The 12,382-nt window shown below is 63.4% G+C and carries 15 protein-coding genes; 6 read left to right on the forward strand and 9 right to left on the reverse strand.

The features are described 5' to 3' along the window. Positions 1-17: 17 nt before the first annotated feature. From AC0YKC_RS19425 to AC0YKC_RS19440, 4 genes are read left to right on the forward strand one after another with little or no spacing between them, the layout of a single operon-like run. Complete coding sequence (locus tag AC0YKC_RS19425; protein WP_320296344.1) at positions 18-941, forward strand: peptidylprolyl isomerase; 924 nt, start codon at positions 18-20, stop codon at positions 939-941. Positions 942-998: 57 nt separating this feature from the next. Then, a complete protein-coding gene (gene pdxA / locus AC0YKC_RS19430; RefSeq protein ID WP_488512191.1) occupies positions 999-2,033 on the forward strand; it encodes a 4-hydroxythreonine-4-phosphate dehydrogenase PdxA in 1,035 nt (344 codons plus the stop codon). Positions 2,034-2,040: 7 nt separating this feature from the next. Then, on the forward strand, positions 2,041-2,886 hold the full coding sequence (gene rsmA / locus AC0YKC_RS19435) for a 16S rRNA (adenine(1518)-N(6)/adenine(1519)-N(6))-dimethyltransferase RsmA (RefSeq protein WP_320296346.1): 846 nt from the start codon (positions 2,041-2,043) through the stop codon (positions 2,884-2,886). Positions 2,887-2,938: 52 nt separating this feature from the next. After that, a complete protein-coding gene (locus tag AC0YKC_RS19440; RefSeq protein ID WP_488512192.1) occupies positions 2,939-3,232 on the forward strand; it encodes a DUF1330 domain-containing protein in 294 nt (97 codons plus the stop codon). A 60-nt stretch (positions 3,233-3,292) separates the two neighbouring features. Here AC0YKC_RS19440 and gmk read toward each other — a convergent pair whose 3' ends face one another. The 9 genes from gmk to fabD form a co-directional block, all read right to left on the reverse strand. Further along, positions 3,293-3,967: a guanylate kinase gene (gene gmk / locus AC0YKC_RS19445; RefSeq protein ID WP_434721914.1), complete on the reverse strand. Its 675-nt coding sequence runs from the start codon at positions 3,965-3,967 to the stop codon at positions 3,293-3,295. A gap of 4 nt (positions 3,968-3,971) precedes the next feature. After that, a complete protein-coding gene (locus tag AC0YKC_RS19450; RefSeq protein WP_488512193.1) occupies positions 3,972-4,862 on the reverse strand; it encodes a YicC/YloC family endoribonuclease in 891 nt (296 codons plus the stop codon). 167 nt (positions 4,863-5,029) lie between these two features. After that, a complete protein-coding gene (mltG, locus tag AC0YKC_RS19455; RefSeq protein WP_320296351.1) occupies positions 5,030-6,304 on the reverse strand; it encodes an endolytic transglycosylase MltG in 1,275 nt (424 codons plus the stop codon). Positions 6,305-6,458: 154 nt separating this feature from the next. Next, positions 6,459-7,721: a beta-ketoacyl-ACP synthase II gene (fabF, locus tag AC0YKC_RS19460; RefSeq protein ID WP_488512194.1), complete on the reverse strand. Its 1,263-nt coding sequence runs from the start codon at positions 7,719-7,721 to the stop codon at positions 6,459-6,461. A gap of 34 nt (positions 7,722-7,755) precedes the next feature. Continuing rightward, positions 7,756-7,992: an acyl carrier protein gene (locus AC0YKC_RS19465; protein ID WP_006203723.1), complete on the reverse strand. Its 237-nt coding sequence runs from the start codon at positions 7,990-7,992 to the stop codon at positions 7,756-7,758. Between the two features lie 220 nt (positions 7,993-8,212). Continuing rightward, complete coding sequence (gene fabG, locus AC0YKC_RS19470; RefSeq protein ID WP_112101164.1) at positions 8,213-8,950, reverse strand: 3-oxoacyl-[acyl-carrier-protein] reductase; 738 nt, start codon at positions 8,948-8,950, stop codon at positions 8,213-8,215. 37 nt (positions 8,951-8,987) lie between these two features. Beyond that, positions 8,988-9,254 carry a type II toxin-antitoxin system RelE family toxin gene (locus AC0YKC_RS19475; RefSeq protein ID WP_434721913.1) on the reverse strand — a complete coding sequence of 89 codons (267 nt, stop codon included), beginning with the start codon at positions 9,252-9,254 and terminating at the stop codon, positions 8,988-8,990. Then, a complete protein-coding gene (relB, locus tag AC0YKC_RS19480) occupies positions 9,238-9,459 on the reverse strand; it encodes a type II toxin-antitoxin system RelB family antitoxin (RefSeq protein ID WP_320296354.1) in 222 nt (73 codons plus the stop codon). The genes AC0YKC_RS19475 and relB overlap by 17 nt, the downstream gene beginning before the upstream one ends. 66 nt (positions 9,460-9,525) lie before the next feature. Next, positions 9,526-10,467 (reverse strand): ACP S-malonyltransferase, encoded by a 942-nt coding sequence (gene fabD / locus AC0YKC_RS19485; protein WP_488512195.1) that lies wholly within the window; start codon positions 10,465-10,467, stop codon positions 9,526-9,528. A gap of 386 nt (positions 10,468-10,853) precedes the next feature. Between fabD and AC0YKC_RS19490 the strand changes: the two genes are divergently transcribed. Further along, positions 10,854-11,279, forward strand: coding sequence for a hypothetical protein (locus AC0YKC_RS19490; protein ID WP_488512196.1), 426 nt, complete (start codon positions 10,854-10,856; stop codon positions 11,277-11,279). A 13-nt stretch (positions 11,280-11,292) separates the two neighbouring features. Continuing rightward, positions 11,293-12,249 (forward strand): SEL1-like repeat protein, encoded by a 957-nt coding sequence (locus tag AC0YKC_RS19495; RefSeq protein ID WP_488512197.1) that lies wholly within the window; start codon positions 11,293-11,295, stop codon positions 12,247-12,249. Positions 12,250-12,382 lie beyond the last annotated feature (133 nt).

The raw sequence follows: 12,382 nt of genomic DNA on the forward strand, positions 1-12,382 counted from the left end.
AAAATTGGGAAGGTAAGATGAGGAAATACCTGTTTTCAGCGGGATTGGCGCTTCTGGTGGCGGCGACCTCGGTTTCGGTCACGGCCCTCGTGCAGCCTGCTTTCGCCGCGGAGATCAAGTATGTCGTCAACGGCATCCCGATCACCTCCGGTGACATCGCCCATCGTGCCGCCTTCTTCAAGCTGCAGCACAAGAAGGGAGATGCCAAGGAGGAGATGATCGATCAGACGCTGCGGCTGGCCGAAGCCAAGCGGCTCGGCATCCGCATCAGCGACCAGCAAGTCGACGCCGCCTACCAGCGCTTCGCTTCAGGCAACAAAATGCCGCTGGCGAAACTCGACGCGATCATGACGCAGTCGGGCGTCACCAAGGAGCACTTCAAGGAATTCATCCGCGCCCAGATGGCCTGGAACCAGGCGCTCAGCGCGCGCTACCGCTCCGGCGAAGGCGGCTCGGTAACCGAGCAGGACGCCGTGCGGCGCATGCTCGACAAGGGCGGCGCCAAGCCGACCGCGACGGAATACATGCTGCAGCAGGTGATCTTCGTGGTGCCGGCCTCGGAGCGCGCCGCCACGCTCGCCAAACGCAAGCGCGAGGCCGACGCCATGCGCGCCCGCTTCAGCGGCTGCAACACCACGCGCGACTTCGCCAAGGGCCTGCTCGACGTCACCGTGCGCGATCTCGGCCGCGTTCTGGCGCCGCAATTGCCGTCCGACTGGGCCGAGCAGATCAAAGCGACCAAGGCCGGCGGCGCGACGCCGACCCGCGAGACCGAGCGCGGCGTCGAATTCATCGGCGTCTGCTCCTCGCGCGAGGTCTCCGACGACAAGGCCGCGCAGATGGTGTTCCAGGCCGAGGGCAGCAACGACAAGGATGCCGACGAGCTCAGCAAGAAATATGTCGCCGAGCTGCGTCAGAAGGCCAAGATCGTCGAGCGCTAGAGCGACAAGCGTGCCTCGACACAGCAACGAGTTCGCCCAACCGATGAGCGAGCTGGCATGAGCGCGCAGAGGACCGATGCGCCGCTGGCGCTCAGCGTCGGCGATCCCTCGGGCATCGGGCCCGAGATCGCCATCGCCGCCTGGCAGGCTGGCGACAGCGCCGGCGTGCCGCCTTTCTACCTGCTTGCAGACCCCGCTTTGATCGAAGCCCGCGCCCGCCTCGTCGGCGCAAATATCACGATTGCCGAGACGCTGCCGGGAGAGGCAGCGCATCATTTTTCCCGCGCGCTGCCCGTCGTGCCGCTCGATGCGCGCCATGTCGACAGCCCGGGAGAGCCGGACCCGGCCAATGCCGCCGGCACGATCGAAGCCATCGACCGCGCCGTCGCCGACTGTTTCGCCGGCCGCGCCGCGGCGATAGTCACCTGCCCGATCGCCAAGAAGCCGCTCTATGACGCCGGATTTGGCTTTCCCGGCCATACCGAATATCTGGCGCATCTGGCCTCGCGCCACACCGGCAGGGATGTGACGCCAGTGATGCTGCTGGCCGGACCGGACCTGCGCACCGTTCCGGTGACCATCCACATCGCCTTGGCTCAAGTGCCGAAGGTGCTCACGACGGAGCTGATCGTCGCCACCGCGCGCATCACCGCCGCCGATCTCGAAAGCCGCTTCGGCATAGCGCGGCCGAGGCTCGCGATAGCCGGGCTCAACCCGCATGCCGGTGAAGGCGGCGCGATGGGCCTGGAGGATGCCGCAATCGTCGCTCCCGCCGTCGGGATGTTGCTGGCGGAAGGCATCGACGCGATCGGACCGCTGCCGGCCGATACGATGTTTCATCCGCGCGCACGCGCTTCCTATGACGCGGCGCTCTGCATGTATCACGACCAGGCGCTGATCCCCGCCAAGACTTTAGCCTTCGACGAGGCGGTCAACGTTACGCTCGGCCTGCCCTTCATCCGCACTTCGCCCGACCACGGCACCGCCTTCGACATCGCCGGCAAGGGCATCGCACGCGCCGACAGCCTGATCGCCGCTCTGAGGCTGGCGCGCCGGCTGGCCGACAGCGGACGGCAGGCCGCCGCCGCGTGAGGATCCATTGAGCGGGCGCACCACAATCGACGGACTGCCGCCGCTGCGCGATGTGATCGAGCGGCACGGCCTGCAAGCCAAGAAGGCGCTCGGGCAGAATTTTCTGCTCGACCTCAACCTGACAGGCAAGATCGCGCGCGCCGCCGGCGATCTCGGCGAAGCGACGGTGATCGAGGTCGGCCCCGGTCCAGGCGGACTGACGCGGGCGCTGCTTTTCAACGGCGCGCGGCGCGTGATCGCCATCGAGCGCGACGAGCGCTGCCTCGAAGCGCTGGCCGAGGTTTCCAGTCATTATCCCGGCCGGCTCGAGGTCATTCCCGGCGATGCTCTGAAGACGGATTTTGCCGTACTCGCCGGGGCGGCGAACGGCGGGCCGGTCAAGATCGTCGCCAACCTGCCCTACAATATCGGCACGGAGCTTCTGATCCGCTGGCTGACGGTGGCGGACTGGCCGCCCTTCTACCAGTCGATGACGCTGATGTTCCAGCGTGAGGTGGCGGAGCGCATCACCGCGGCTCCGGACAGCGACGCCTATGGCCGGCTCGGCGTCCTGGCCGGCTGGCGCACCGAGGCGAGGATCGCTTTCGACGTGCCGCCGCAGGCGTTCACGCCGCCGCCGAAGGTGACCTCCTCCGTGGTGCATCTGGTGCCACGCGCATCCCCCCTGCCCGTCGATGCGAAAAAACTCGGCCGCGTCACCGAGGCCGCCTTCGGCCAGCGCCGCAAGATGCTCAGGCAAAGCGTGAAGAGCCTTGGCGGCGAAGCGCTGCTGGCGCGGGCCGGCATCGACCCGACCCGACGGGCGGAGACGCTGAGCGTCGAGGAATTCGTGCGGCTGACCAACGCGGTTTGATCGCGAGCGCCGGCGCCATAGATAGGCAAGGCGAAACCAGCCGGAGCGAGCAATGCCAGCCTATGTCATTTCCGACGTTACGATCCGCGACAGAGTGGCGTTCGAAACCTACCGAACCCGCGCCGCGGCCTCTATCGGGGCCTATGGTGGGCGCTACCTCGTCCGCGGCGGCGAAGTGGAAGCGCTGGAGGGGAGTTGGAAGCCCGGGCCGCTGATCGTCGTCGAATTCCCCGACATCGAGACCGCGCGACGCTGGTATCGCTCCGACGAATATGCGGCCGCGCTTGAGGTCCGTGATGCCGCGCTTGGCCGGAATCTAATCTTGGTGGATGGGGTCAAGCCATAAGGCCAATCGTCGGCGACAGCGCGCCGTCGTGACTGTGAAATCCTGCCAAACCTAGCCTGCCTACACCGTCTTCTCGTCCAGCAAGCCGGAAATGAAGTCGAACAGGCCCGGCCGCCTGTCGCGCCGAAGACGCTCCGCCGTGACGATGGCGCGGACCTCGGCGAAGGCGCGGTCGAGATCGTCGTTGACGATGACGAAGTCGTATTCCTTCCAATGCTCGATCTCGAGGCGAGCATTTTTCAGCCTGGTCTCGATGACGGATTCCTGGTCCTCGGCGCGGCGCTTCAGGCGCGCTTTCAACTCCTTCATCGACGGCGGCAGGATGAAGATCGAGACGATGTCGGCGCGCATCTTCTCCTTGAGCTGCTGGGCGCCCTGCCAGTCGATGTCGAACAGCATGTCGCGGCCCTCGGCCAGCGCGATCTCCGCCGGCTCGCGCGGCGTCGCATAGCAATTGCCGTGAACCTCCGCCCATTCGAGCAGCGCGTCGGAATCGCGCAGCCGCTCGAACTCGCGCATGGTGCGGAAATGATAATGGACGCCTTCGATCTCGGAGCCGCGGCGCGGCCTCGTCGTGACGGAGACCGACAGCTCGAGGCTTCCATCGCTTTCCAGCAGATTGCGCGCGATCGTCGACTTGCCGGCGCCCGACGGCGACGACAGCACCAGCATCAATCCGCGGCGGCGGATGCGGGACCCCAGATCCCTGGCGGCCGTCGGCTCCTTGGCAACCATCCCGTCACTCCAGATTCTGGACCTGTTCGCGAAACTGGTCGACCACCGCCTTGAGCTCCAGCCCGATCGCGGTAACCGCGGCAGCGTTCGACTTCGAGCACAACGTATTCGATTCGCGGTTAAATTCCTGTGCCAGAAAATCGAGCTTGCGGCCGACGGCGCCGCCGCTTTTGAGCAGCGCACGACTGGATGCCACATGCGTCTTCAGGCGGTCGATCTCCTCGCGTATGTCGGCCTTGGTGGCAAGGAAGGCCGCTTCCTGATGTAGCCTGGCGGGATCGAGATTGGCCGAGGCGTCCATCAACAGACGCACCTGCTCGGCGATACGCTCGCGGATCGCCGAGGGCTCGCGCGAGGGGTCGGCTTCTGCCTTCAGCGTCAGCGCCTCGATGGCATCGATGTGGCCGGCAAGCAGCGCGCCAAGTGCTGCGCCCTCACCGAGGCGCGCCTGTTCGAGGCCGGCGAGCGCTGCCTCGAGCGTCGACAGGATCGCGGCATCGAGGGCGGCGCGCTCCTCCTCCGTCTCGACGGCTTCGGGAATGTCGAGCACACCGCGCAGGGAGAGCAGGCCGTCGGCGGTGGCGGGCTCGGTGCCGAACTGCTCCTGCAAACGCTTGGCCAGCCCTGCCAGGTCCTTGAGGAACGCTTCGTTGACCACTGGCTGGATTTGCCTTGCGGCGGCGCGGCCGACCGTCAACGTCGCCTGGAAATTGCCGCGCGCGAAGCGTTTTTGAACGGTCTGGCGGACGGCGGTCTCAAGCCGGTCGAAACCCTGCGGCAGCCGCAGCCTGACCTCGACGCTCTTGCCGTTGACCGACTTCACCTCCCAGGCGATCGAGGTGCCATCGCTTTCGGCGACGGACCGTGCGAAACCGGTCATGCTTTGCAGGCTCATTGTGCATCCCCTGTCGCGGGCCCTGGCTTATCTTGCCCGGCGCCGCGCACCCCAAAAATCGCCGGCCCGATGGCGCGGCGGCGGATATCCCCTCAAAACATGAATAGCGGCTCGCGTCAAAGGACGCGAGCGGAAGGCTCAAGGCGGATTGGATTCAAGCGATGCGCTTATTGCGCGGCGTCGCCGCCGGCGTCGCCGTTCTCGCCGCTGCCGCCATTGGCTCCGGCATCGCCGCTGTCGGCGCCGCCATCGGGAGCGGCCGGCGCCGTCGTCTGGCCAGGAGCCTTGGCGGCTGCATCCGCCTGCTTCTTCTGCAGCGCCCGGTAGCGGGCGACGTTCTGGTTGTGCTCTTCCAGCGTGGTCGCGAAGACATGGCCGCCATTACCGTCGGCGACGAAATAGAGGTCGTCGGTCTTCGACGGATTGGCGACCGCTTCGAGCGCCGCGCGACCCGGATTGGCGATCGGCGTCGGCGGCAGGCCCTTGATCATGTAGGTGTTGTAGGGCGTCTGCTTGTCGAGATCCGACTGGTAGATCGGCCGGTCCGCCGGCTTCCCCTTGCCGCCGAACAGGCCATAGATGATGGTCGGGTCGGACTGCAGCCGCATGCCTTTGGCCAGGCGGTTGAGGAAGACGGCGGCGACGCGCGAGCGCTCGTCGCTCCTGCCCGTTTCCTTCTCGACGATCGAGGCGAGCGTGACGAAGTCGTCGATGTTGGCGATCGGCAGGTCGGGCGCGCGGTGCGACCAGACGTCTTCGACCAGCTTCTTCTGGTCAGCGATAAGCTTGTCGACCATCTGCTGCCTTGTGGCGCCGCGGGTGAAGCGCAGCGTGTCGGTGGCAATGCTGCCCTCCGGCGGCAGGGCCGGCGGCATATCGCCGGTCAGCGCTTCCTGATCGGCGACGCGCTGCAGCGCCTGCTCGACCGTCAGCCCTTCGGGAATGGTGAGCGAGTACATCACCGACTTGCCGCTCTTGAAGAGCTCCATGATGTCACGCATCGAGGCGCGCGGCTTGATGGCGTATTCGCCAGCCTTCAACGCCGATTCATTGCCCGTGGCGCGCACGCCGAGCCGGAAGATGCGGGCATCGCCGATCAGATTGCGGCGTTCCAGCTGGTCGGCGATCTCCTGCACGCCGGTGTTCGGCTTGATCAGGAAGGTGTCGCCATTGGCGGACGGGCCGGGCTCGACGAAAGCCTGCATGCCGAAATAGAGCGCGGCACCCGAGGCGAGCACGGCAAGGATGACCACGGAAAGGAAGAAATTCAGGAACACGACGACTTGGCTGCGCGAGGCGCGCGAGCGCTTCGACGGCGGCGGCGTGCCGGCTTCCGGGCGCAGCGCCTCGGCCGCGGTCTTCGGCACGATCGGCCCCTTTGTGCCTTGGCGTCCGAATTCCCCGTCGCCGCCCGGATTTGTGCTCCCAGGATTTGTGCTCATGGCGCGCCCTACCGTCTGATCTGCAACGAATCCCCCGGCCAAAAGCTAGGGGAGAATTTGGCAAAAATGACGGCAGGTGGCGGGACTGCCGGTTGGTTGTCTATCTCTGGGCAATCCCGGTCGGAAACGGCTATGCACGCTTCCCTGGGATCTTTTAGCCGTTGTAACGCTGGAACACGAGCGAGGCGTTGGTGCCGCCGAAGCCGAAGGAATTCGACAGCGCGACATCGATCTGGCGCTGGCGCGGCTTTTTCGGCACGAGATCGATCGCCGACTCGCGTTCCGGATTGTCGAGATTGATCGTCGCCGGCGCGATGTTGTCGCGGATGGCGAGGATCGAGAAGATCGCTTCCGCGGCGCCCGCGGCGCCGAGCAGATGGCCGATCGACGACTTGGTCGACGACATCGAAATCTTCGAGGCGGCATTGCCGACAAGGCGCTCAACCGCGCCGAGCTCGATCGTGTCGGCCATGGTCGAGGTGCCGTGCGCGTTGATGTAGTCGATGTCGGCCGGCGAGAGCTTCGCCCGGTTCAGCGCCGCCGTCATGCAGCGGAAGGCGCCATCCCCGTCTTCTGCCGGCGCGGTGATGTGATGGGCGTCGCCCGTCAGGCCATAGCCGGTAACCTCGGCATAGATCTTGGCGCCGCGCGCCTTGGCGTGCTCGAGCTCTTCCAGGACGACGACGCCGGCGCCCTCGCCCATGACGAAACCGTCGCGGTCACGGTCATAGGGACGCGAAGCCGTTTCCGGCGTATCGTTGCGGTCGGTGGAGAGCGCGCGGCAGGCGGCGAAGCCGGCAATCGACAGCCGGGTGATCGGCGCCTCGGCGCCGCCGGCCAGCATCACATCGGCATCGCCCCACATGATCAGCCGGGCCGCGTCGCCAATGGCGTGCGCGCCGGTCGAGCAGGCGGTGACCACCGCATGGTTCGGGCCTTTCAGGCCGTGGCGGATCGAAACCTGACCCGAGACCAGGTTGATGATCTGTCCTGGGATGAAGAAGGGGCTGATGCGGCGCGGCCCGCGCTCCTTCAGGATCATCGCGTTTTCGGCGATGCCGTCGATGCCGCCGATGCCGGAGCCGATCAGCACGCCCGTGGCGCACTGCTCCTCATGCGTCTGCGGCTTCCAGCCGGAATCGGCCAGCGCCTCGTCGGCGGCCGCGATGCCATAGAGGATGAACTCGCCGATCTTGCGCAGTTCCTTCGGCTCAAGCACGGCCTCTGGATTGAAGGTGCCGTTGGAGCCGTCGCCGCGCGGGATGATGTGGGCGATCTTGCAGGCAAGATCGTCCACCTCGAATTCGGTGACGCGGCGGCAAGCGCTGCGGCCGGAGAGCAATTCCCGCCAGCTGTGCTCGACGCCCATGCCAAACGGCGAAAGCAGACCAAGGCCCGTGACGACGACACGCCTCATCGCAGGTCCTCCCCGATAATGCCTGCGAAAGAATTCAGGCCGAGGCCTTGTCGATATACTTCACGGCATCGCCGACGGTCAGGATGGTCTCCGCGGCATCGTCCGGAATCTCGACGCCGAACTCTTCTTCGAACGCCATGACGAGTTCGACCGTGTCGAGGCTGTCCGCGCCCAGATCGTCGATGAAGCTCGCCTGCTCCGTCACCTTATCGGCATCGACGCCGAGATGCTCGATGACGATCTTCTTGACGCGCTCTGCGGTGTCACTCATTTGGGGCAATCCTCGTCTTATGTTGTCTATCTTCGTTAGCGGGCGGAATGCCGCTAATCAAGCTGAAAGATGGTCTTGCGGGCAACGCAACGCCACAGGACCGGTTTTTGCCCGAACCGCCGGGTTGCGGGCCGCATTACACGAAAAATAGCGGCCGTCCAAGCCGAAATGGCTGTTTTCACAGGCGCGGCCGACCTCGGTCGGTCAGCCCATCGCCCCGTCAGATCATCGCCATGCCGCCGTTGACGTGAATGGTCTGGCCGGTGACATAGGCCGCCTCGTTCGAGGCGAGATAAGCAACAGCGGACGCCACCTCGGCGCTGGTGCCCATGCGCCTTGTCGGGATCGCCGCCATGATCGTCTCTTTCTGCTTGTCGTTGAGCTTGTCGGTCATGGCCGATTCGATGAAGCCCGGGGCGACGCAGTTGACGGTAATGTTGCGGGTGGCGATCTCCTGCGCCAGCGACTTGGAGAAGCCGATCATGCCGGCCTTTGAGGCGCAGTAATTGGTCTGGCCGGGATTGCCGGTGACGCCGACCACCGAGGTGATGTTGATGATGCGGCCATGACGCCGGCGCATCATCGGATGGGTCAGCTCGCGGGTGAGCCGGAACACGGCGGTGAGGTTCACCTCGATCACGGAATCCCAGTCGGCGTCCGACATGCGCACGAACAGTCCGTCTTTGGTGATGCCGGCATTGTTGACCAGGATGTCGACGCCCTCGAGGTCGGCTTCAGCCTTCTGGCCGAGCGCCTTGACTGCGTCGCGGTTCGTCAGATCCGCTGGAAACAGTTTTACGCGGTCGCCCAACTCGCCCGCCAAGGCCTCCAGCTTCTCCACACGAGTACCGTGCAGGCCGACGATCGCGCCCTGGCTGTGCAGCACCCTGGCGATCGCCTCGCCGATGCCTCCCGATGCGCCGGTGACGAGCGCCTTGCGGCCGGTCAGTTCGAACATTTTACTTCCTTTCAAATCGGACAGGTCAGCTGCCGGGCTATCTGTAGACGTCGCCGCGATGGTCGATCGTCACGACAAGAATCACCAGCCGCGTGTCTTGCACATCGCAGACAATCCGGTAGTCCCCAACTCGGTACCTCCAGAATGTCGCCAACGGGCCTTTAAGTGGTTTGCCTAGCTCACGCGGATTGTCGAGATAGGCAAGTCGATTTTCGATGAATTCGCGGATACGGTTTCGTGTATGCGGATCTAGTGTTTCGACAAACTTGCGAGCCGAACGAGCATACTCAAGCGTCCAGGCCACGCCAGAAATCCTCGCTCTTTACGACATCCTCCTCACCTCGCCTGATGCGCTCAAGCACCTCGGCAGCGAGATAATAGTCTTCCAGGTCTTCGAGCCCACGTTCAATGAGTTCACGTAGATAATAGGCTTTACTGCGGCCGGTCTTGGCGGCCAGAAAGTCCAATCGTTCTTCAATCTCAGGCGCCAGACGGATGGATGTCGGCATGAGGGACCCCCGATGAATACATGTATTCATATATGGCATTGGGGTTGAAAATTCAAGCTTTGATGGTCATCCCAACGCCGCCAGCGCCGCCTCGACTTCCGCCGCCGTGCCGATGGCGCCGGTGGCGATGTCGCGATTGATGCGGCGCGCCAGGCCGGACAGCACCTTGCCTGCACCGACCTCGTAAAGCGTCGCGACGCCATTGGCGCCGAACCATTCCACCGTCTCGCGCCAGCGCACGCGGCCGGTCACCTGCTGGACCAGGCGGCGGGCGATCTCGCCCGGGTCGCTGGTCGGCGTCACCGTCACGTTCGAGACGACCGGCACTACCGGCGCGGATTTCGCGACATCCGCCAGCGCGTCCCGCATGATATCGGCGGCCGGCGCCATCAGCGCCGAGTGGAAAGGAGCGGAAACCTGCAGCATCAGCGCCCGCTTGGCGCCCTTTTCGGTGCACAGCTTCGCCGCCAGCTCGACCGCCGCCTTGGCGCCGGAAATCACCAGCTGGCCGCCGCCATTGTCGTTGGCGACCTGGCAAACGGAGCCTTTGGCCGCTTGCGCGCATGCCGCTTCGACATCGGCCTGTTCCAGTCCGATGATTGCGGCCATGGCGCCCTCGCCGGCCGGCACCGCCGCCTGCATGGCGTTGCCGCGGGTCCGAAGCAGCCGTGCCGCGTCGCCGACCGAAACGAAACCGGCCGCGGCAAGCGCCGAATATTCGCCCAGCGAATGACCGGCCACATAGGCCACCTTGTCTTTCAGCGAGAAGCCGCGCGCTTCGAGCGCCCGCATCGCCGCCAGCGACACCGCCATCAGTGCCGGCTGGGCATTGGCGGTCAGCGTCAAGGTCTCTTCCGGTCCTTCCCAGATGAGTTTCGACAGTTTTTCGCTGAGCGCGGCGTCCACTTCCTCGAAGACGCGGCGCGCTTCGGGGAATTGATCGGCCAGGTCCTTACCCATGCCGACGGCCTGGCTGCCCTGTCCCGGAAAGGTGAATGCGACGGCCATTTGAAGTCACTCCAGAGGCTGGTTTTCCTGCCTCTGGAGCAAGGCGGACGGGCCAAGTCAAGCCCGCGAGCACCTCTTCGGCGAGCATTTCAGCCGGAAAACCGTGCTGACTCCCTGTTCCGAAAGGCTTTTTGACGATCACACTCCATGAATCAATTAGCCACCACGGTTCCACCAATCATAAGGATTCACCTAGGCTGAAAGTGTTCCGATCAAAAAGCTCAACACAGGTCCACTGATTACCCACTTCCATGCTGCCCGGATTCCAAAGCTGTTGGGTTACCCGGTTTCCAGACATGGCGCATAACGCAAAGTTGATCTCCATCTTGGATTGACTTCAAAGCGTCGCAGCAAATTCCTTCTAATCACGAGGAATGGAGGAAGGAATGGCTGAAGAGGTCAGTCCAAATAACCCTACAGAGGCTGCGGCCGAAATTGCCAAGACCGATGGCATGACCCACAGACCCATTACTATCGATCAATTCTGGGATGAGAACCCGTTAATTATGCCCTGGATTGAGCAATACCTACCACGGAATCGCATGTGGAAAGACGCAGTCTTCGGCGTATATAACGCATTTTTCACGATTGTCATAATTGTGATGCTGTCAAAGGTATTCTTATTGCCTGATAAAGCGATTCTCGCTCCTGGCATTATTTTGATGGTCTGGAATTCATATCTTTTGGCAAAGCTTAATACAAGAATGGCCCGTGCACAGGGAAAATTCCTTAGAGCCAAGCTGAATGCGAGACCCTTTTCCGAAAGGGTTCGGGACGGAGTGCAGGGAATTAAAGAATGGTTGAACCCTTAAATCGGAGGCCAACATGCAGAGGTTGTCGAAGTTGCTTTGTTTCGTCTCCGGCATGCTGGTGGCCGGCGTCGCCCATGCGGGGCAAGGGGAACGGGCCTATAAAAGAGGAGACTACGCAGCGGCTGTCTTGGAGTGGAGCGTCCTGGCTAACACCGGTGATCCCAAAGCGCAGGACAATCTTGGAACTGCTTACGCCGAAGGGCACGGTGTCACACAGGATTACCTCCAAGCTGCCGCTTGGTACCGTAAGGCAGCGGACCAAGGTGACGCCCAGGCAGAGCAAAATCTCGCTTATCTTTACGACCGTGGGCTAGGCGTCAAGCAGGACTATGCCGAGGCCGTAATTTGGTATCGAAAAGCAGCCGACCAAGGATTGGCGGACGCTCAAACCAATCTCGGGTTGCTTTACAGAGATGGAACGGGCGTCCCGCAGGACTATAGAGAAGCCGCCACGTGGTTCCGTGAGGCAGCCGACCAAAGAACGGCCGTTGCCCAATACTTTCTGGGATTGGCCTACCTCAAAGGTCAAGGGGTCGCCCAGGATTATGCTGAAGCAATCGCATGGTATCGCAAAGGGGCCGAGCAGGGAAACGCCCTGGCGCAGCACGATCTTGGCGTAGTGTATGCGAAGGGACTAGGCGTTACGATTGACTACGCCCAGGCCGTTTCTTGGTTCCAGAAGGCTGCGAACCAAGGAAATGCGGCTGCTGAGTACGACCTTGGTGTTTCGTACTACAAGGGGCTAGGGCTTCCCTTAGACTATGTGCAGGCCGTCTCTTGGTTCCAGAAGGCTGCCGACCAGGGGAATGCGGGTGCTGAGTACAACCTTGGAGTGGCATACCTCGGTGGCTATGGCGTGAAGCAGGATACTGCCCACGCTCTCATTTTGATTCGCAAGGCTGCTGATCAAGGGGACCCTGCGGCCAAGGCCTATCTTATCAAGTTGGAGCCGCCCGCAAAAAAGGCCTAGGATTCGCTCTTTCTCAGAGACTCGGCGCTCTGACCAAGAGCCGGTGGTGTTGGATCACACCTGATGAAAACCGCTCACGTTTAGTTTGCTGGCTCTTCTTATTTCCGCCACAGGCGCTAGCTTTGCGTGACAT

The organism is Mesorhizobium sp. CNPSo 4661 (assembly GCF_057784215.1).

Bases quoted from the DNA above. Each gene is read 5' to 3' on its own strand.
- AC0YKC_RS19425 (WP_320296344.1), top strand. From the start codon at position 18: ATGAGGAAATACCTGTTTTCAGCGGGATTGGCGCTTCTGGTGGCGGCG.
- pdxA (WP_488512191.1), top strand. From the start codon at position 999: ATGAGCGCGCAGAGGACCGATGCGCCGCTGGCGCTCAGCGTCGGCGAT.
- AC0YKC_RS19440 (WP_488512192.1), top strand. From the start codon at position 2,939: ATGCCAGCCTATGTCATTTCCGACGTTACGATCCGCGACAGAGTGGCG.
- gmk (WP_434721914.1), bottom strand. From the start codon at position 3,967: ATGGTTGCCAAGGAGCCGACGGCCGCCAGGGATCTGGGGTCCCGCATC.
- AC0YKC_RS19450 (WP_488512193.1), bottom strand. From the start codon at position 4,862: ATGAGCCTGCAAAGCATGACCGGTTTCGCACGGTCCGTCGCCGAAAGC.
- mltG (WP_320296351.1), bottom strand. From the start codon at position 6,304: ATGAGCACAAATCCTGGGAGCACAAATCCGGGCGGCGACGGGGAATTC.
- fabF (WP_488512194.1), bottom strand. From the start codon at position 7,721: ATGAGGCGTGTCGTCGTCACGGGCCTTGGTCTGCTTTCGCCGTTTGGC.
- AC0YKC_RS19465 (WP_006203723.1), bottom strand. From the start codon at position 7,992: ATGAGTGACACCGCAGAGCGCGTCAAGAAGATCGTCATCGAGCATCTC.
- fabG (WP_112101164.1), bottom strand. From the start codon at position 8,950: ATGTTCGAACTGACCGGCCGCAAGGCGCTCGTCACCGGCGCATCGGGA.
- relB (WP_320296354.1), bottom strand. From the start codon at position 9,459: ATGCCGACATCCATCCGTCTGGCGCCTGAGATTGAAGAACGATTGGAC.
- fabD (WP_488512195.1), bottom strand. From the start codon at position 10,467: ATGGCCGTCGCATTCACCTTTCCGGGACAGGGCAGCCAGGCCGTCGGC.
- AC0YKC_RS19490 (WP_488512196.1), top strand. From the start codon at position 10,854: ATGGCTGAAGAGGTCAGTCCAAATAACCCTACAGAGGCTGCGGCCGAA.
- AC0YKC_RS19495 (WP_488512197.1), top strand. From the start codon at position 11,293: ATGCAGAGGTTGTCGAAGTTGCTTTGTTTCGTCTCCGGCATGCTGGTG.